This is a genomic window from Xanthomonas graminis pv. graminis, from assembly GCF_030168915.1.
Lineage (GTDB): Bacteria > Pseudomonadota > Gammaproteobacteria > Xanthomonadales > Xanthomonadaceae > Xanthomonas_A > Xanthomonas_A translucens.
The window spans coordinates 4,422,119-4,441,034 of sequence record NZ_CP076255.1 but is presented as its reverse complement, the minus strand read 5'-3'; the positions used below and the strand labels follow the sequence as shown (position 1 = coordinate 4,441,034).

Sequence of the window (18,916 nt, the reverse complement as noted above, 5' to 3'; positions counted from 1 at the left end):
GCGACACGGAGCGCATCCACGCCCGAGCGCAGGCACGCGGCGCTTCAAAGCGGCAGCGCCAGGTACGCGTTGCCATCTTGGGCGTAGCCTGCCCGCGCAGTGGCTGCCGGTACCGACCCGGCAGCCCGTCGCGTCAGCGGCGCGCGGCGATGATCTGGCTCAGGCTGTCCGGCGTGCCGTCCACCCGCACCAGGTGCGGGTATTGCAGGCCGTCGTGGTAGTTCACCTCCACGCTGCGCACGCCGCCCTGGAACTTCAGCGTCAGCACGATCGGCGCGGTGCGGCCCTTGGCCTCGGCGATGGCCTGCTTGAGCACCTCGCGCGTGTACTCCTGGCCGTTGACCGCCAGCAGCGTGGCGCCGCTGCTGATGCCGGCCTTGAACGCGGGGCCGTCCCACACCACGTCGTTGATGCTGGCATCGTCGTTCATCACCAGGCCCAGCGACCAGGCGAAGTTGTAACGGTGGCGCGCCGACTGGTGGCGGCTGTCGTACTGCTTCTCGAACGCGCTGGGCTGGTCGGTATAGACCAGCTTCCAGCCGCTGGCCTGCAGCCCTTCCAGCAGCGGCGGGTTCACCGCATCCACGCGCGGGGTGAGGTAGCCGGCCCAGTCGAACGCGGCCACGCCATTGAGCGCGGCCACCACGTCGTCGAAGGTGTAGGTCCTGACCGTGTGGCTGCCGTCGTCCACGCCGAAGAAGGCCTTGGCGAAATCGTCCAGCGACTTGCGGCCATGGCTGAGCGCGCGCAGCTTGGCGTCCACCGCCAGCCACAGCATCTGCCCGCCGCTGTAATAGTCCTCGCTCATCTGCCAGCTGCGGTACGGCAGCGGCGCGCGATGCGCGGCGGTAGGATCGTTGGTGGTGTCTTCCAGCGAGCGCCACTGGAAGCCTTCGCGGTTGCGGTCGTAGTTGGCCGCGGTCATCGCCAGCGCATCGCGGAACTGCTCCGGCGTCCACATCCCGGCGCGCGCGGTGAGCACATAGCCCCAATACTGGGTCTGCCCTTCGTAGACCCACAGCAGCGAATCGCCCATCGGCACGTTGAAGGTGGGCGTCCACAGATCGGCCGGACGCCGGAACTTGCCGTTCCAGGAATGCGTGTACTCGTGCGCCAGCAGATCGCGGTCGGACGCGTTGTCGGCCCAGGCGCTGAAGTAGTCCGCTTCCAGCCCGTTCTCGCTGGACTGGTGGTGCTCCAGGCCGTTGCCGCCGAGCACGTCGGACAGCGAGAACAGGAAATCGTAGTGGTCGTAGTGATGCGCGCCGAACAGCTTGAGCGCCTGCACGGCCAAGTTGCGGTGCGCCTGCAGCTGCGCTGGCGTGATCTCCAGCGACGCCTGCGTATCGGCAATGACGTCCAGATGCACCGGCGCAGCGCCCGGCGGGGTGAGGTCCACGCGCTTGAAATAGCGCCCGGCGTAGATCGGCGAATCGACCAGCGTTTCGAAATCGACCGGCTTGAAGGTGATGCTGGCGCCGGACTGCGTGGCGGTCTCCAGCGCCGTGCCGAACTGCCATCCCGCCGGCAGGGTCACGCTGGGCAGCACGCTGATGCCGTGCGTGTAGTGCCCGGCCGGATACAAGGCCAGCTTGTTCCATTCCAGCTGCAGCATCCTGTCTGTCATCTCGAAGCCGTCGTCGCGCGGCGACAGGTACTGGAAGCTGGCCTCGATCGCGGACACGCCCGGCGGCACGTTCACATGGAAGGTGTAGACATCGAAGGTGTCGCGGCGCCACGCCAGCGGCGCGCCGTTGGCGGTGAGCGTCAGCCCGGCCAGCATCGCCACCGGCCCGCTCGGCGAATGGTCGCCGGGGATCCACTGCGGATACTGCAGCGTCAGCCGCCCGGGCGCGACCGGGATGGTTTCGCGCACCCGGTAGATGCCCTGGCGCACATCGCCGGCATCCACCTGCAGCGCGATGCTGCCGGGGTAGGGCGTGTCCTGCGGCGCCGGCACCTCCGGCGTGCGCAGGATCTGCGCGCCGGCCGTGCCTGCGATTGCCAGGCAAACGCCCAGGGCCAGGGCCGAGCAGGCGCGGCGGGGAGTAGGAATGGCGGCGACGTACATGCGGGCGCTCCGGCGGCTTGGAAGTGGGAAGGGCGAGCGCGGGACGTTAGCACCTGCGGGGCGCGCTTGGTGCGGCTGCCGGGAGTGCGGTTGCGCCGTGGTCACGTCTTTGCGTGGTCTGCGGGATGTCGCGCCTGCGCGATGCACCGCTCGCTACCTTGCGCGCCGCGGCGAAGTCGTGGTCGCGAGGGACGATGGTCGCCGGTCTTGCCCACCACCCCATGATCGACGCGGCCCAGCGCGTTCTCCGCGAGCGAATGCTTGCCCGACTCGGGGTATGCCTCGCGGTTGTCCTTGCACGCGGCCAGCAGGCTGCGGCTGACGCATTCGCTCATTGCATCGCAGGGTTTGCCGATCCCTTCGTCGATCTTGCGGATGTGTCACCGTGCTGGATGACGATCAGCGCACACCGACACGCGGCGCCGCACAGGGTTCGGCTTATCGCAATCCTGTTGGGCCCGTCACGTCGCGATGCGATGATGCGCCCTCCACATCGCCTGGGAGCCCAATATGCGTAGCGAGAAAGACAAGATGCTGGCCGGTGAGCCGTATCGCCCCGGCGATGCGCAGTTGCAGACCGACCAGGCTGCGGCCAAGGCGTGGATGCTGCGCTACAACGCGGCGTTGGCCGAGCCGCCGGCGCGGCGGCGCGACTTGCTGGCCGAGCGCTTGGGCGCGGTCGGGCGTGGGGCGGTGGTGCGGCCGCCGTTCCATTGCGACTACGGCTACAACATTTTTCTCGGCGAGGACGTGTTCCTCAACTTCAATTGCGTGATCCTGGATGTCTGCAAGGTCAGCATCGGCGACGGCACGCAGATCGGGCCGGCGGTGCAGCTGTATGCGGCCGACCATCCACGCGATGCGGTGCAGCGTGCGGCCGGGCTCGAGTTCGGCCGGCAGGTGACGATCGGCCGCAACGTCTGGATCGGCGGCGGAGCGATCGTGCTGCCGGGGGTGACGATTGGCGACGATGCGGTGATCGGCGCAGGCAGTGTGGTCACCCGCGACGTGCCCGCCGGCGCACGCGTGGCCGGCAATCCGGCGCGGCCGCTGGCGTCGCGTCCGTCCGCACGTTGATCCTGGTCAAGGCGCGGCGTTTACGCCTGGTGTGCAATGGTGCCCGTGCCGCCGCAGGCGGCGTTACCGGAGTACGCACATGTACCAGCGCATCCTGATTGCCACCGACGGTTCCCAGTTGTCCGACAAGGGCTTGCAGCAGGGGCTGGCGCTGGCCGCCCGGCTCGGCGCGGACGTGGACATCGTCACCGTCTCCGAGCCCTGGGCGATGGGCATGTACGACGCGATGGGCTGGAGCGTGGGCTACGAGGCCACGCCCGAGTACCGGCAGGACCGCGAGGACGGGGCGCAGAAGATCCTGGCGCCGGCGCTCGCCGCGGCTGCCGCGGCCGGCGTCACCGCGCATGGCTGCCACGTGCTCGATCGTTACGCGGCCGAGGGCATCATCGACATCGCCACCGCGCACCAGTGCGACCTGATCGTGATGACCTCGCATGGTCGCCGCGGCATGAGCCGGGTGCTGCTCGGCAGCCAGACCGCCGAGGTGCTGGCGCACAGTCACGTGCCGGTGCTGGTGATTCGTTGAGGCTGAGGGTTTCTGGACAAGGCGCCCCTACAGGGCGTGGCCGCGGCTAGTGCGCCGTCGCCGGTTGCACCGGCGCGCGCACAACGCCACATCGGGATGTAAAGGCCGTGGCAGTGGCATGGCGCTGCGCGGCACGCCTTGCGCATTGCGCCTGGACATGCCGAAACAGGCCTGGACGCTGCGCTGGCATTGCCGCTCCGAGGCCAGGCCCATTGCGTACCACAGCCAGGCCAGGCTGCACTGCGGCTGCAGCGCAGACGCGCGGACCCCACGCGAACGCGGCGGCAGTCGTCGACCGTGCGCCGTCGCGTGCGCATGCGCCACACGCCCCCGGCCTTCGCCGCGATCACGCTCTAGTCTGCGCGGCGGCTTCTTCCATCCGGCAGACCCGGATCGTTGCGCTCGCGTCAGCTCCGCGTCCCGGGTCGCGCCGGCCGCAGACGCAGCCGGCTACCAGCTATACAGCTTCCAGTACACCGGCGACACGTTGTCCTTGTTGCCGTCCATGTGCCCGTCGCCGTTCTGGTCGTACAGGTAGTAGGCCGGGGCATTGGCCGGGGTCACCTTGACCGCGCGCAGCTGGCCGGAGACCCGGTATTCGTCCACGCTATCGCCGTTGCCCATCGTGCGGTGGGTGACGTCCGCGCCGCGGACATCCACCGGCGGGCCGTCGCGGCCGATCCCGGTCGAGGCGCAGCCCGCCAGCAGCAACAGCGGGACCAGCATCAGGGCTTTCATCGCAGCGTTCTCCACAGCCTAAAGTCGTCGCCGCCGATTATGCGCCGCGCCGCCGCATTCGGCGCGCGAATGGCGGCCGCGCATTCCCTTCGCCCACCGGGACCATGGCCCCCTTTTCGGGGGAAGCTGGCCCGCAGGGCCGGATGAGGGTATGGGCGCCTCGCGCGCCCAACTCTGCCAGACGCTTTCGCGCCGCACCCTCACCCCAACCCGTCTACCGGCGGGAGAGGAGCTCTGGTTCCCGGTCCCGAGTCGAGCCCGGCGTAGAATTGCCCGATGAGCCGATTAGTCCTGATCGACGGGTCCAGTTACCTGTATCGCGCGTTCCACGCGCTTCCCCCGCTGACCAACCCCGCCGGCGAGCCCACCGGCGCGCTGTTCGGCGTGGTCAACATGCTGCGCGCCACCCTGAAGGAGCGCCCGGAGTACGTCGCCTTCGTGATCGATGCGCCGGGCAAGACCTTCCGCGACGACCTGTACGCGCAGTACAAGGCCAACCGCCCGCCGATGCCCGACGAGCTGCGTGCGCAGGTCGAGCCGATGTGCCAGATCGTGCATGCGCTGGGCATCACCATCCTGCGCGAGGGCGGGGTCGAGGCCGACGACGTGATCGGCACCCTGGCCCTGCAGGGCGCCGGCGACGGCCTGGAGGTGACCATCTCCACCGGCGACAAGGACTTCGCCCAGCTGGTGCGCCCCGGCGTGCAGCTGGTCAACACCATGAGCGGCAGCCGCATGGACTCCGACGCGGCGGTGATGGAGAAGTTCGGCGTGTGGCCGAGCCAGATCGTCGACCTGCTGGCGCTGATGGGCGACGCCATCGACAACGTGCCCGGCGTGGACAAGTGCGGCCCCAAGACCGCGGCCAAGTGGCTGGCCGAATACGGCTCGCTGGACGGGGTCATGGCCAACGCCGATGCGATCAAGGGCAAGATCGGCGAGAACCTGCGCGCAGCGCTGGCGCGGCTGCCGCTGAACCGCGAACTGGTCACGATCAAGACCGACGTGGCCCTGCCCGGCGGCCCGCGCACGCTGGGCCTGCGCGAGCAGGACCCGGAGCAGCTGCGCGGCCTGTACCAGCGCTACGGCTTCACCCAGGCGCTACGCGACCTGGACGGCGGCGTGGCGGCCCCGGCCGGCGCCGCCGAGGTCACCCCCAGCCTGCGCGGCACCGCCGCCGGCTATGCCCGCGGCGCCGCGCCGATCGACGCCACGCTGGACCCGGCGCTGGCCGCCAAGGGCGAGTACGCCGCGATCATGACCCCGGAGCAGTTCGAGGACCTGCTGCAGCGCCTACGCGCCGCCGCCGGCTTCGCCTTCGACAGCGAGACCGACGCGCTGGACGCGATGCGCGCCAACCTGGTCGGGCTCAGCTTCGCGATCGAGCCGGGCCGCGCCGACTACCTGCCGCTGGGCCACGACTACCCCGGCGCGCCGGTGCAGCTGGACCGGACCCTGGCGCTGGCGGCGCTGAAGCCGCTGCTGGAGGACCCGGCCAAGCCCAAGGTCGGCCAGCACGGCAAGTACGACCTGCACGTGCTGCGCCGCCACGGCGTGGACGTGCGCGGCTACGCCGACGACACCATGCTGGAGAGCTTCGTGCTCAATTCCACCGCCAGCCGCCACGACATGGATTCGCTGGCGCGGCGCTACCTGGGCTACGACACGATCAAGTACGAGGACGTGGCCGGCAAGGGCGCCAAGCAGATCGCGTTCTCGCAGGTGGCCATCGACGACGCCACCGGCTACGCCGCCGAGGACGCCGACATCACCCTGCGCCTGCACCGTGCGCTGTCCGCGCAACTGGATGCCGAACCGGCGCTGGCGCGGGTCTACCGCGACATCGAAATGCCGCTGGTACCGGTGTTGGCCCGCATCGAGGCCAATGGCGTGTGCGTGGACATGGCCGAACTGCGCAGGCAGAGCCAGGACCTGAGCCAGCGCATGCTCGCCGCGCAGCAAAAGGCCACCTCGCTGGCCGGGCGCACCTTCAACCTGGATTCGCCCAAGCAGCTGCAGGCGGTGCTGTTCGACGAACTGAAGCTGCCGGCGCTGATGAAGACCCCCAAGGGCCAGCCCAGCACCAACGAAGAGGCGCTGGAGGCGATCGCCGAGCAGCACGAACTGCCGCGGGTGATCCTGGAGTACCGCGGCCTGGCCAAGCTGCGCAGCACCTACACCGACAAGCTGCCGGAGATGATCAATCCCGACACCGGCCGCGTGCACACCAGCTACCACCAGGCCGGCGCCGCCACCGGGCGGCTGTCCTCGGCCGATCCGAACCTGCAGAACATCCCGATCCGCACCGACGACGGCCGCCGCATCCGCCGCGCCTTCGTCGCCCCGCCCGGGCGCAAGCTGATCGCCTGCGACTACTCGCAGATCGAACTGCGGATCATGGCCCACCTGTCCGAGGACCCGGGCCTGCTGCGTGCCTTCGGCGCCGGCGTGGACGTGCACCGCGCCACCGCCGCCGAGGTGTTCGGGCGCAAGCTGGAAGACGTCACAAGCAACGAGCGCCGTGCCGCCAAGGCGATCAACTTCGGCCTGATGTACGGCATGAGCGCATTCGGCCTGGCCCGCAACCTGGGCATCGGCCGCGGCGAGGCGCAGGACTACGTGGCGCTGTACTTCAGCCGCTACCCGGCGGTGCGCGACTTCATGGAGCGCATGCGCGAGCAGGCGCGCAGCCAGGGCTACGTGGAGACCCTGTTCGGCCGCCGGCTATACCTGAACGACATCAACGCCAAGCAGCAGGGCCTGCGCGCCGGCGCCGAGCGCGCCGCGATCAACGCACCGATGCAGGGCACCGCCGCGGACATCATCAAGCGCGCGATGGTGACCGTGGACGCCTGGCTGGAGCAGCACCGCGAACGCGCGCTGATGATCCTGCAGGTGCACGACGAACTGGTGTTCGAGGCCGATGCCGATTTCGTCGACACCTTGCTGCCCGAGGTGACCCGGCGGATGGCCGGCGCCGCCGAACTGAAGGTGCCGCTGGTGGTGGACAGCGGCGTCGGCGACAACTGGGACGAGGCGCACTAGGCTTTTCTCGGGACTCGGGACTCGGGACTCGGGACTCGGGACTCGGGACGGCGGGACGGCGGGACAGATGCTGCGAACGTGCCCGGGTCGCGCGCCTGAACGTCTTTATGCGTCGCCAGGCATTCCCCTGGCGCAAGAATCGCCGGCGGCGAAGGGACGTCTCGGCGCGTTGGCGTCCTCGCCTGGATCGCCGTCGTCGCTCGAATGCGGATCGGGACCGGATCGTTGCTGCAGCATTGACGCAGCAACTGACGAGCAGCGTGCGGTTTCGGGATCCACTCCGCAGCACAAGCCATCGGTTGCCGCGTTCCTGCGAACGGATCCGTCGTATAAAAAGCAGCTGTTCCTGAAACCTGCGTTGCGTGGGATTTTGTGAATGAATCGGCCCTTAATTCGATGAATTTTTAACTAAAATCTTCACGAACTAGCAAGGTGCAAAGTGGGGCGGCTTCAACTCCGATTCGCAACACCAACGGTTGTGAAGTGGCCCGGCGACCTGACTTGAGCGACTTCACCGCCAAGTGGAGTTGCCCATGTCATCCAGCCGCCTGGACCAGGCCGAACGATACCGTTTGCATGCGTTATATGAAACCGGGATGTCGATGCGGGCCATCGCCGATGCGTTGGAGCGCGCGCCCAGCACGATCAGCCGCGAACTGCGCCGCAATCAGCACGCTCGGCACTATCTGCCAGATCACGCACAGCGCATCAGCGAGCATCGGCGCACGCAGGCCAGCCGGCGTCCACGCATCGACGCTGAGCGCATCGCACAGATCGAGGTCCTGCTGAGCGAGGACTTCAGCCCGGAACAGATTGCCGGTCGCACCGGCCTGGCCAGTCACGAATGGATCTATCGGCACATCTACGCTGACCACAAGCGCGGTGGCCAGTTGTTCACGCATCTACGCAAGCGCCGCCGCAAGCGCCGTCGGCGGGGCGTGCGCGATGGCCGCGGACAGCTGACACATCGGCGCAGCTGGACACAGCGCCCCAGCGTGGTGGAGCAGCGAAGCCGCATCGGCGACTGGGAGCTGGATACCCTCCGGGCCTCACACGGAAAGGCCGTGGTGGTCAGCATGACCGAACGCCGCAGTCGCCTGCATCTGCTGGCTTACTCGCCTGACGGCACCGCCGAGAACGTGCGCAACGCCATCGTCCAGCGCCTGGGCGGCCTAGGCCACACGGTGCACACCCTCACCGCCGACAACGGCAAGGAATTCGCCGATCATCGGCTCATTGCCGCCTGCTTGCAGAGCGACTTCTATTTTGCAGATCCGTACTGCGCATGGCAGCGAGGCAGCAACGAAAATGCCAACGGATTGACGCGCCAGTACTTGCCACGACACATCGATTTCAGCACCATCACCGATGCGCACCTGCGATGGATCGAACAGCGACTCTACAATCGTCCGCGCAAGATACTCGGATTCAAAACGCCCCTCGAAGTCTTCTCCGAGGAGGTCCTCAACAGCGTTGCGAATCGGAGTTGAATCCGCCTGGTTTTATATCCATCGACAGGCGCAATACCTGTCGCGGATCTCCTCCCATCCCCTGGAGCAGATCCAGGAACGGCGACTCCTCCCCAAGTCTCCGTTCCCTGGCCCCGCCGACCTCCCCCTGGTCCGCGGGGCTTTCTTATTGGGCCCTGGAAAATCCAGTGCATTGCCATCGCCAGCGGCGTAAGGTCGCGGCTCCATCCAACCCTGCGAGCCGTGCGATGCCCGATCTTTTTCATCTGTCGATGCCATGGTGGGAATTCATTTTCCGCGCGGTGGTGGTGTATGCGGCGGTGCTGACCATGGTGCGGGTGTCGGGCAAGCGCGCGATGGGGCAATTGACGCCGTTCGACATGCTGCTGATCGTGCTGCTCGGCAATGCGGTGCAGAACGCACTGCTGGGCCAGGACACCTCGCTCGGCGGCGGCCTGTTGCTGGCGGCGACGCTGATCACGCTGAACTTCGGGGTCGGCCTGATCACCTCGCGCAGCGATCGCGCCGAACGCCTGATCGAAGGCGAGCCGGTGGTGCTGGCGCGCGACGGCCATGTATTCCGCCAGGTGCTGCGCCGCGAACTGGTCAGCAACGCCGACTTCGAGGCGGCGATGCGCCAGCAGGGCTGCGCGGGCCTGGACAACGTGCGCCTGGCGCTGCTGGAGACCAACGGCCACATCACCATCCTGACCACCAAGGACGGTTGAGCGGGCAGCGCCCAGGTTGCTTGGCCGCAATCCTGTAGGAGCGGCTTCAGCCGCGACCGGGCGTTACCGGGAAAGCCCGGTCGCGGCTGAAGCCGCTCCTACAGGAAGCGGCGTCATCGCGATCAGCGGTGCGTCTCGGTCGGCTGTTCGAGCTGGTAGAGCGCGTCGTCCAGCGCGTCCAGCTGGGTGGCCAGCTGGGCACGCGCGTCCTGCAAGCCGCGATTGTAGAAATGCGCGCCGATGCGCTCGGCGACGAAATCGAGCAGGAATTGCGCTTCGAAGCCGCCGATCTCCTGCTGCAGTTCCTCGCGCAGATAGCGCTGCAACTGCTCGGCGATGCGTGCCTTGTCCTCGCGCCCCAGCACGCTCGCCGGCAACGGCGCGCTCATGCCAGCCAGTCGCGCGGCACCAGGTACTCGGCCAGGCGCGCCTCGGCGCTGTCCGGCTCGGGCTGGAAGCCGTATTCCCAGCGCACCCGCGGCGGCAGGCTCATCAGGATGCTCTCGCTGCGGCCGCCGCTCTGCAGGCCGAACAGGGTGCCGCGGTCGTAGACCAGGTTGAACTCGACGTAGCGCCCGCGCCGGTACAGCTGGAACTCGCGCTCGCGCTCGCCCCACGGCAGCGCGCGGCGGCGCTCGAGGATCGGCAGGTAGGCGTCCAGGAACCCGTCGCCGACCGCGCGCTGGTAGGCGAAGTCGCGTTCGAAGTCGGCATGCAGGTCGTCGAAGAACAACCCGCCCACGCCGCGGGTCTCGTTGCGGTGCTTGAGGAAGAAGTATTCGTCGCACCAGCGCTTGTGCGCGGCATAGCGGTCCTCGCCGAACGGCGCGCACAGCGCCTGCGCGGTGCGGTGCCAGTGGCGCACGTCCTCGTCGAACGGGTAGTACGGGGTCAGGTCGAAGCCGCCGCCGAACCACCAGGCCACGGTCTGGCCGTCGCGCTCGGCGCGTAAGAAGCGCACGTTGGTGTGGGTGGTGGGCAGGTAGGGGCTGTGCGGGTGGAACACCAGCGACACGCCGGTGGCGCGCCACGAGGCGCCGGCCAGTTCCGGGCGGTTGGCGCTGGCCGAAGGCGGCAGGCGCGTGCCGGACACGTCGGAGAAGCCGATCCCGGCCTGCTCGAACAGCGCGCCGTCGCGCAGGATACGGGTGCGTCCGCCGCCGCCTTCGGCCCGCTGCCACACGTCCTCGGCGAAGCGGGCGCGGCCGTCGGCGGCCTCGATGGCGGCGCAGATGCGGTCCTGCAATCCGGTGAGATAGTCGCGGACTCTGTCGAAATCGTGCATGGGCGCATTCTAAGCGGTCGCCACCGCGGCGTCTGCACGCCGAGATGCTGTGCATGGGCGGCCGCGCCGGACGCGACCATCACGCTGCCGCACCGCAGCATGCGCGCAGCGCCGCCATGCCCAATGCCTTGGAAAACGTGTGCAGCAGCACCGGGCGCCGGCCGGCGCGCACGGGTCCTCCACGTCGTCCATGGAGGCTTCGTCCACGACCAAGCTCGCGCCATGGCGCTGCGCAGTTGCTTTTCGGATAGCGCCTGGAATGGGCTTCCAGTTCCTGTTGCAACAGTGTGGTGATGCCGGGGGCGGACCGTAGGGCGATTCGTTCAGATGCAGGCGCAGCAGCAGCTGCTCGCCTGCGGCGAAGCCGCCGTTGTCGTCGACCAAGGGGCCGGTGGGCGACACCATGGGGCAATCCTGTTGGGGAGGTGCTTGGCGGTCAGGTAGGGACGGCGTTCAGTGCCGGTATCACCTGTTCTCCGAACAGGCGGTAGGAGGTCTGTACCGCGTCGCGGTCTTGGCGATGGCCGGCGAAGAAGCCGACGATGTTGCCGGCACCGGTGGCGTGCAGCTGGGCGAGGATCTGCGCGCCGACGTCGTCGGGGCTGCCGGAGATGATGTCCTCGTCCAGGATCGACGGCATCTGCGCCTGTGCGGCCTTCGCGTGCGCCAGGGCATGTGCGCGGCTGTTGGCGACGAAGATGCAGCGGCGGATCGCCAGCTGCTCGCGGCTTTCCGCTCGCCCGGCCCGTTCCGCCGCCTGCCGGTAGGCATCGAACAGCTGTACGATCTGCGCGGTGGGCAGGAAGCCGGTGCAGACCTTGTGGCCGCGGCGGGCCGCCTCCGCCGCCGCGTCAGGGCTGCGCACCGTGGCCCAGATGGGGGGCGCCGGCTGTTGCAGCGGGCGTGGCACGATAAGCAGGTTGTCGAACGACCAGTACCGCCCCCGATGCGACAGGCCCGGGCTGTGCAGCGCTTGCTCGATGATATCCAGGGCTTCGCGGTACATCGGCGCGATATCGTCCTCGCCGATGCCGACCGCAACTGCCTCGCGCGGATTGGAGCCGCGGCGGGCCACTCCGATCTCCAAACGGCCCTGGCTGAGTTGGTCGAGGACGCCGATTTCCTCGAGCAAACGCCATGGGTGCCACATCGGCAATACCCAGCCCAGCACGCCGATGCGCAGGCGACGGGTGCGCGCCGCGACGCTGGCCGCCAGCAGTCCCGGCGCGGGGCAGGCGCGCGCGCCGCTGAAGTGGTGTTCGCTGAAGAAGATGCCGTGGAAGCCTTGCGATTCGGCCTGTGTCCACGTCTCGCTGCGCCATGCGTATTCGTCGCTGCATAACGAGGCATCGAAATGCAGGGGGTTCTCGTCGGAAGCGATGTTCAGTTGTTCGAAAATCCATGACTTGATCATGCAGGCATTTACGGAGGGAAGGAGAACGGTCATGAAGACCGCACGCACGATTGCCCCTTGCCCCTTGCCCCTTGCCCCTTGCCGCGTGGCGCGTGGCGAAGGCTTGCGGCTGCCAAAACTCTTCGAGGGGACGAAGCGCCAGCGGGTGAGGGGAGCGCGGCGCGTTTTCAATGGAGCAGTTACTTTGCACGCGGCGCGGCGCACGCGGGGCGCTATCAGTCACACATAGCTCGCGCAGTCGGATTTGTCTCGCTATTACGACGGCGCTGCATGCGCCAGCGGCTGCTGCGCGCGCTCGCGGTGGCGTATCGACATGGCGTTTTGGCCAATCGGGGCTGGTCGCCAGGAGCGCACGCGATCTGCAGGAAGATGCGCCATGCAGGTGGCCTGGTTGCGCCGAGCTGCGTGGGATCGGCAAGCGGACTCATGCCGCCGTCGAACGTAGCCGATTGCCCGCGATCAGGCGCAAATCCGTTGCAGCATCGCCGCGGACTCGATGCTGCCTGCAGTGGCGGTGCCGTGCGCTCAGCGGCGGAATTCGGCGCGGATCGTTGGCCGGTACAACTGGTAGACGATCCAGCCGTGCAGCGCGGCGAACACCAACGCGGTCGCCGCGGCAGTGGCGATGCTGACCATGCGTCCGGTCTGCAATTGACCGAGCAACTGCGCGCCGTCGGCGCGATGCCGCATCGCCTCGGGCAGCATCTGCTGCATCGCGCCGAAGAATTGCCACAGCAGCGGCAGGCTGGCGAAGTTGGCCAGGGCGGTGACGATCAGGAAGGCGACGAAGCCCAGCCGTGCCCATTCGCGCCGTTGCTGCAGTCCCCACGCGGAGCCGCTGAACAGCAGCGCCAGCAACGCCGACAGCAGCGACAGGGCCAGCATGTGGTCCAGGCACCATTGCAGCAGCGATGGCAGGGGGATGCCGATGCGCAGCACCACTGCTTGCAGCGCGCCATCGGGCAGCAGCGCCAGCACCGCCAATTGGCCCAGTGCGTACAGCAGCCAGACCACGCCGACCAGCAGCGAGATCTTCGCCATCGTGTCGATCATCGGGTTACGCGCGGTGGGCAGGGGCGGGGGCAGCATCGGCGGTCCTTCGATGGGGTGGCGCAGCGGGGCGCCGCAAAGCGTTCGGCAAGGATAGGGCGGGTTGCTGCCGGCACAAGCGAGCTGCGTCCCTACCGGGAAGCCGGCGTGTCGCTTGTCGCGGCTGAAGCCGCTCCTACAAGAGCCTCTGGGTTGCACAGCAAGCCCCTGTAGGAGCGGCTTCAGCCGCGACCGCTTGCCGCAGGCAGGGCCTTACTTCAACTGCTGCTCGAACAGTTTCAGCACCCGCTTGTATTCGTCCAGCCACGAATCGGCGCGGGTGAAGCCGTGCCGTTCCAGCGGGTACGGGGCGATCTCCCAGTTGTCCTTGTGCAGCTCGATCAGCTTCTGGCTCATGCTCACCGAATCGCGGAAGAACACGTTGTCGTCGATCATGCCGTGGGCGATCAGCAGGTGGTCGCGCAGGCCGGCGGCGTATTCGATCGGCGAGGAGGCGCGGTAGGCCTGCGGGTCCAGCTCCGGGGTGTTGAGGATGTTGGCGGTGTACTCGTGGTTGTACTGGGTCCAGTCGCCGACCGGGCGCAGTGCCGCGCCGGCCTTGAACGTGCCGGGGCTGCGGAACAGCGCCATGTAGGTCAGGAAGCCGCCGTAGGAGCCGCCGTAGATGCCGGCGCGGTCGCGGTCGCCCTGCTTGTCGGCGACCAGCCAGTCCAGGCCGTCCAGGTAGTCGTCCAGCTCCGGATGGCCCATGTTGCGGTAGATCGCGGTGCGCCAGTCGCGGCCGTAGCCGGCGCTGGCGCGGTAGTCCAGGTCGAGCACCACGTAGCCCTTCTGCACCAGCAGGTTGTGGAACATCTGCTCGCGGAAGTACGGCGTGTAGCGCGCCGACACGTTCTGCAGGTAGCCGGCGCCGTGCACGAACATCACGATCGGGTAGCGCTTGCCGGGCTCGGGGTGCTGCGGGCCGTAGTACTTGCCCCAGACCACGCCGGCGCCATGCCTGGACGGCACCTGCACGTACTGCGGCTGGATCCAGGCGCGCGCTTTGAACGCGGCGCTGCGCGTGTCGGTGAGGGTGCGCGCGCTGCCGCCGGCCACCGGCAACACCGCCAGTTGCGGCGGCAGGTAGCTGCCCGAATAGCGCACCAGCAGCTGTTGGCCGTCCGGCGACAGCGCGAAGTCTTCCACGCCGTCGAGTGCGGTCAGCTCGCTGACACGGTCGTCGCGCAGGTCGAGCTTGCACACCTCGTAGTCGCCCGGCCATTTGCGGTTGCACAGGAACAGGAAGCCCTGGCCGTCGGCGCTCACCACCGGCGCGGAGACTTCCCACTTGCCCGAGGTGCGCTGCCGCGGCGTGTCGTTGCCGCGCTGGGTGTACAGGTGCGCATAGCCGGATTGCTCGGACAGCAGCCACAGCGTCTGGTTGTCGGGCAGCCAGCCGAACGCGTTGAAGCCCCAGCCGATCCAGGCCGCATCGGTGAGACGGTGACGGTTGTGCAACGTGGCCTTGTCCAGGTCCACGCTGGCGATCCAGCGGTCCTTGTTGTCCACCGCGCGCAGCATCACCGCGGCAGTGCGGCCGTCGGCGCTCCACTGCAGCGCCGGACCATCGCCGTCGCCGTCGGTCTCCACGCGGATCGCGCGCGGTCCCTTCAGCGGTTCTTGCCCGGCCGCCTTGCGCAGTGCCGCCAGCGGATCGGCGTCGATGCCGGGCAGGCCCGCCACGTCGAGCTTGCGCGCGCTGCCGGCGACCACGTCCACCAGCCACAGGGTCTGCGCCAGCGGCGGATTGCGGCCGACGCGGGTGCGCGCTTCCTGGAATTCCTCGTAGCCCGATTCGGTCACGTACCTGGGCATCTTGCCGTCGCGGCCTTCGTCGCCGTCCTTGGCGTGGGTGACCACCAGCAGGTGGCGGCCGTCCGGCGACAGCGCGCTGTCGTCGATGGCCACGTCCTCGCCCAGGTACACCGGCGCTGGTGCGCGGCTGCCGTCGGCGCGGCGCCAGGCCTGCTCCTGCTGCCGCGCCAGCTCGCGCTGCGCGCGATCGCGGGCCAGGGTTTCCAGGGTGCGCAGTTGCTGCTCGCGCAGCGCATCGGGCTTGGGTGCGGCGTTGGGATCGCGCTCGGCCTTGAGCACCGCCGCCTGCTGCGTGCCGCCGCCGGCGCTCCAGCGGTACCAGTCGTTGCCGACGCGCCACAGCGCGCCGCCGTCGGTGCCGAACTGCGGGCGCGCCGCAGCCTCGTTGCTGCGGGTCAGCTGGGTCAGCGCGCCGCTGCGCAGGTCGCGCAGGAACACGTCGCCGTTGCGCACGAACAGCATGCGCTCGCGGCGCGCGTCGTAGACCGGATCGGCCGCATCCAGCGTGCTGCGCTGGGTGTCCTCGACGCGCTGCGCGGCGGCGCCATCGACGCCCTGCCGGTAGGTGTCGCGCACCGGGCTGCCGGCGCGCTTGAGCTGGTACTGTACCTGGCGCCCGTCCCACGCCCACCAGGCGGCTTCGACCGGCGGCCCGATCCAGTCCGGATCGGCCATCGCCTGCTCGATCGTCAACGGGGCAGCGGCGTCCTGGGCGACGGCCAGCGGCGCCAGGCAGGACAGGGACAGCAACACAAGGCACAAGCGGACGCGACGCATCTGGATTCCGGACGAACGGGAAGCGGCGAGGGTAGCAGTCGCGGCGCGGCGGCGACTGCGCCGTCGGTCATGGAGTCGGGACCCGGGACCGGGGACCCGGGGGTGTGCGCGAGGGCGCTGCATTCTTAGCTTTGCGTTAGGAGAGAAGCTGCTTCTTCTTCAAGGAAAATCGGCACTTTTTCATCGGGCCGCTTGACGATGCTTCCTGCTCCGGCACGCTCCTGCGGTCCCCGGTCCCCGGTCCCCGGTCCCCGGTCCCCGGTCCCCGGTCCCCGCCACCCCTGCGACAACCCGTCACACGCAATTTCTCGACCGGGGGCTAACAATGACGCTCAGTTACGGTTTCCCGAGCGAACGTCCCATGGACGCAGTGCTGCTCTCGCGCATCCAGTTCGGATTCGTCATCAGTTTCCACGTGTTGTTCCCGGCCTTCACCATCGGCCTGTCGAGTTGGCTGGCGTTCCTGGAATGGCGCTGGCTGCGCACCCGCGACACGCTGTGGCGCGATCTGTATTTCTTCTGGCTGAAGATCTTCGCGGTGTCGTTCGGCATGGGCGTGGTCAGCGGCATCGTGATGAGCTTTCAGTTCGGCACCAACTGGTCGGTGCTCAGCGAGCGCGCCGGCAATATCCTCGGCCCGCTGCTCAGCTACGAAGTGCTGACCGCGTTCTTCCTGGAGGCCTCGTTCCTGGGGGTGATGCTGTTCGGCTGGCGCAAGGTGCCGGAGAAACTGCATTTCCTGGCCACCTGTCTGGTCGCGCTGGGGACGCTGATCTCCACCTTCTGGATTCTGTCGGCCAACAGCTGGCTGCACACGCCGGCCGGCTACGCCATCGTCGATGGCGTGTTCCAGCCGGCGTACTGGCGCGAGGTGATCTTCAATCCGTCGTTCCCGTACCGGCTGACGCACATGGTGCTGGCCGCATTCATCACCACCTGCTTCGTGATCGGCGGGGTCAGCGGCTGGTACCTGCGCCGCGGCGTGCATGTGGACGTGGCGGGGCGGATGCTGAAGCTGGCGGTGGCGTTCGCCGCGATCGCGGTGCCGCTGCAGATCGCCGCCGGCGACGCGCACGGCCTGAACACGCTCGAGCACCAGCCGATGAAGGTGGCGGCGATGGAGGCGCACTGGCATGGCGAGGCGCCCGGCGCCGGCGTGCCGCTGGTGCTGTTCGCGGTGCCCAACGAGCAGGCCGAGCGCAACGACTACGAAGTCAAGATCCCGCGTGTGGGCAGCCTGATCCTGACTCATACCCTGGATGGCGAGATCGCGCCGCTGACCTCGGTGCCGGCCGACGAGCGGCCGCCGGTGATGCCGGTGTTCTACGCGTTCCGGATCATGGTCGGGCTGGGCATGGCCATGCTCCTGCTGGCGTTCGTGTCGCTGTGGTTCTGGTGGCGCGGCACGCTGTTGCGGCGGCGCTGGCTGCACGTGGCCTGGAACGCGATGCTGCCGGCCGGGTTCGTGGCCTTGCTGGCCGGCTGGTTCGTCACCGAGATCGGGCGCCAGCCGTACGTGATCTACGGCCTGCTGCGCACCCGCGATGCGGTCAGCGCGATCAGCCCGGCGATGGTGTGGGTGTCGCTGGGCGTGTACGTGGCCGCGTATGCCTTCGTGTTCGGCTTCGGCGGCTGGTACATCCTGAAGATGCTGCGCAAGGGGCCGCTGCCGCACGAGCCCGAGCCGCAACTGCACGATGGCGACAAGACGCCGGCGCGGCCGATTTCGGCGGCCGACGATGAGCTCGAGGAGACGCGCTGATGGACATGGCCACCGTGCTGCCGGTGATCTGGTTCGGGGTGATCGGCTTCGGCGTGCTGATGTACGTGCTGCTGGACGGCTTCGTGCTCGGCCTGGGCATCCTCGCCCCGTTCGCCGAGGACGAGGCGCAGCTCGACCTGATGATGAACACCGCCGCGCCGATCTGGGACGGCAACGAGACCTGGCTGGTGCTTGGCGGCGCCGGCCTGCTGGCGGCGTTCCCCAAGGCCTATGCGCTGATTCTGTCGGCGCTGTACCTGCCGGTGCTGCTGATGCTGATCGCGCTGGTGTTCCGCGGCGTGGCGTTCGAGTTCCGCTTCAAGGCGCACCGTTCCAAGTACCTGTGGGGCTGGGCCTTCGCGCTGGGCTCGCTGTGCGCGGCGTTCTGGCAGGGCGTGATCCTCGGTGCGCTGGTCGAGGGCATGCCGCTGCAGGGCGGCAAGTATCTGGGCGGCGTGCTCGGCTGGTTCAGCCCGTTCTCGATGCTGACCGGCGCGGCGGTGGTGTTCGGCTATGCGCTGCTCGGCGGCAGCTGGCTGATCCTGAAGACCGAGGGACCGATGCAGCGCGTGGCGCGTTCGCTGACCCGGCCGCTGGTGCTGGTGGTGGTTGTGTTCATGGGCCTGGTCAGCGCCTGGCTGCCGTTCCTGGATTCGCGGATCATGGCGCGCTGGTTCCACGACGGCAATTTCTGGTGGCTGTCGCCGGTGCCGCTGCTGGTGCTGGTCAACGCGTTCGCGCTGTGGCGCGCGGCGATGGCGCAGGGCCGCGATGCGCGTCCGTTCCTGCTGACGCTGTGCTTCTTCGTGCTCGGTTTCTTCGGCCTGGTGCTGGGCATCTGGCCGAACATCGTGCCGCCGGGGCTGACCATCTGGGACGCGGCGTCGCCGCCGTCCTCGCAGGGCTTCGTGCTGGCCGGGCTGGCGGTGCTGCTGCCGGTGATCCTGGGCTATACCGCATGGTCGTACCGGGTGTTCCGCGGCAAGATCACTGCCGACAGCGGCTACCACCACTGAGTCGCGCGGCGTCGGCGCGGCGCTTGCCGCGCGCGCGTGAGCTGCACGCCCTGCTTGCCAGCGGCGTCGGCGGCGGCCAAGCTACCGACTCGCGCCGCCCG

14 protein-coding genes and 1 pseudogene are annotated in these 18,916 nt (G+C 68.5%); 7 read left to right on the top strand and 8 right to left on the bottom strand.

All coding sequences use genetic code 11. The features are described from left to right. Positions 1-133 precede the first annotated feature (133 nt). Together KHF85_RS19315 and KHF85_RS20685 are read right to left on the bottom strand one after the other, a co-directional pair. Positions 134-2,071, bottom strand: a complete 1,938-nt coding sequence (locus KHF85_RS19315) for a M61 family metallopeptidase (RefSeq protein WP_284567907.1) — start codon at positions 2,069-2,071, stop codon at positions 134-136. A 197-nt stretch (positions 2,072-2,268) separates the two neighbouring features. Next, a pseudogene (locus KHF85_RS20685) lies at positions 2,269-2,448 on the bottom strand (XVIPCD domain-containing protein); the annotation flags it as partial. Between the two features lie 133 nt (positions 2,449-2,581). On the opposite strand from KHF85_RS20685, the gene KHF85_RS19305 reads away from it, so the two are divergent. Both KHF85_RS19305 and KHF85_RS19300 read left to right on the top strand, forming a co-directional pair. Further along, entirely contained in the window at positions 2,582-3,148 is a 567-nt protein-coding gene (locus tag KHF85_RS19305) for a sugar O-acetyltransferase (protein ID WP_284567905.1), read from the top strand. A 79-nt stretch (positions 3,149-3,227) separates the two neighbouring features. Next, positions 3,228-3,674 (top strand): universal stress protein, encoded by a 447-nt coding sequence (locus tag KHF85_RS19300; protein ID WP_064539157.1) that lies wholly within the window; start codon positions 3,228-3,230, stop codon positions 3,672-3,674. Positions 3,675-4,124: 450 nt separating this feature from the next. Here the strand turns inward: KHF85_RS19300 and KHF85_RS19290 are convergent, their stop codons facing one another. Then, positions 4,125-4,412, bottom strand: coding sequence for a DUF2782 domain-containing protein (locus KHF85_RS19290; RefSeq protein WP_284567904.1), 288 nt, complete (start codon positions 4,410-4,412; stop codon positions 4,125-4,127). Positions 4,413-4,688: 276 nt separating this feature from the next. On the opposite strand from KHF85_RS19290, the gene polA reads away from it, so the two are divergent. The 3 genes from polA (at position 4,689) to KHF85_RS19275 (ending at position 9,654) form a co-directional block, all read left to right on the top strand. Then, complete coding sequence (polA, locus tag KHF85_RS19285) at positions 4,689-7,457, top strand: DNA polymerase I (protein WP_284567903.1); 2,769 nt, start codon at positions 4,689-4,691, stop codon at positions 7,455-7,457. 533 nt (positions 7,458-7,990) lie between these two features. Continuing rightward, on the top strand, positions 7,991-8,947 hold the full coding sequence (locus tag KHF85_RS19280; protein ID WP_009597007.1) for an IS30 family transposase: 957 nt from the start codon (positions 7,991-7,993) through the stop codon (positions 8,945-8,947). A 227-nt stretch (positions 8,948-9,174) separates the two neighbouring features. Further along, positions 9,175-9,654 carry a DUF421 domain-containing protein gene (locus KHF85_RS19275; protein ID WP_003476661.1) on the top strand — a complete coding sequence of 160 codons (480 nt, stop codon included), beginning with the start codon at positions 9,175-9,177 and terminating at the stop codon, positions 9,652-9,654. 122 nt (positions 9,655-9,776) lie between these two features. Here KHF85_RS19275 and KHF85_RS19270 read toward each other — a convergent pair whose 3' ends face one another. The 5 genes from KHF85_RS19270 to KHF85_RS19250 all read right to left on the bottom strand — a co-directional run bounded on the left by KHF85_RS19270 (position 9,777) and on the right by KHF85_RS19250 (position 16,037). Then, the gene (locus KHF85_RS19270) at positions 9,777-10,043 is read right to left on the bottom strand and encodes a DUF2164 domain-containing protein (protein WP_284567902.1); all 267 of its coding nucleotides are present in this window, start codon (positions 10,041-10,043) and stop codon (positions 9,777-9,779) included. Next, positions 10,040-10,939, bottom strand: coding sequence for an oxygen-dependent coproporphyrinogen oxidase (hemF, locus tag KHF85_RS19265; protein WP_284567901.1), 900 nt, complete (start codon positions 10,937-10,939; stop codon positions 10,040-10,042). Before hemF ends, KHF85_RS19270 begins: the two co-directional genes overlap by 4 nt. Positions 10,940-11,375: 436 nt before the next feature. Beyond that, on the bottom strand, positions 11,376-12,524 hold the full coding sequence (locus KHF85_RS19260) for an LLM class flavin-dependent oxidoreductase (RefSeq protein WP_284567900.1): 1,149 nt from the start codon (positions 12,522-12,524) through the stop codon (positions 11,376-11,378). 354 nt (positions 12,525-12,878) lie between these two features. Beyond that, complete coding sequence (locus KHF85_RS19255; RefSeq protein WP_284567899.1) at positions 12,879-13,442, bottom strand: hypothetical protein; 564 nt, start codon at positions 13,440-13,442, stop codon at positions 12,879-12,881. Positions 13,443-13,655: 213 nt separating this feature from the next. Next, a complete protein-coding gene (locus tag KHF85_RS19250) occupies positions 13,656-16,037 on the bottom strand; it encodes a S9 family peptidase (RefSeq protein ID WP_284567898.1) in 2,382 nt (793 codons plus the stop codon). Positions 16,038-16,398: 361 nt separating this feature from the next. Here KHF85_RS19250 and KHF85_RS19245 point away from each other — a divergent pair, with 361 nt between their 5' ends. Continuing rightward, on the top strand, positions 16,399-17,799 hold the full coding sequence (locus KHF85_RS19245; protein ID WP_284569605.1) for a cytochrome ubiquinol oxidase subunit I: 1,401 nt from the start codon (positions 16,399-16,401) through the stop codon (positions 17,797-17,799). After that, entirely contained in the window at positions 17,799-18,815 is a 1,017-nt protein-coding gene (cydB, locus tag KHF85_RS19240) for a cytochrome d ubiquinol oxidase subunit II (RefSeq protein ID WP_284567897.1), read from the top strand. Before KHF85_RS19245 ends, cydB begins: the two co-directional genes overlap by 1 nt. The last annotated feature ends 101 nt before the right edge of the window (positions 18,816-18,916 follow it).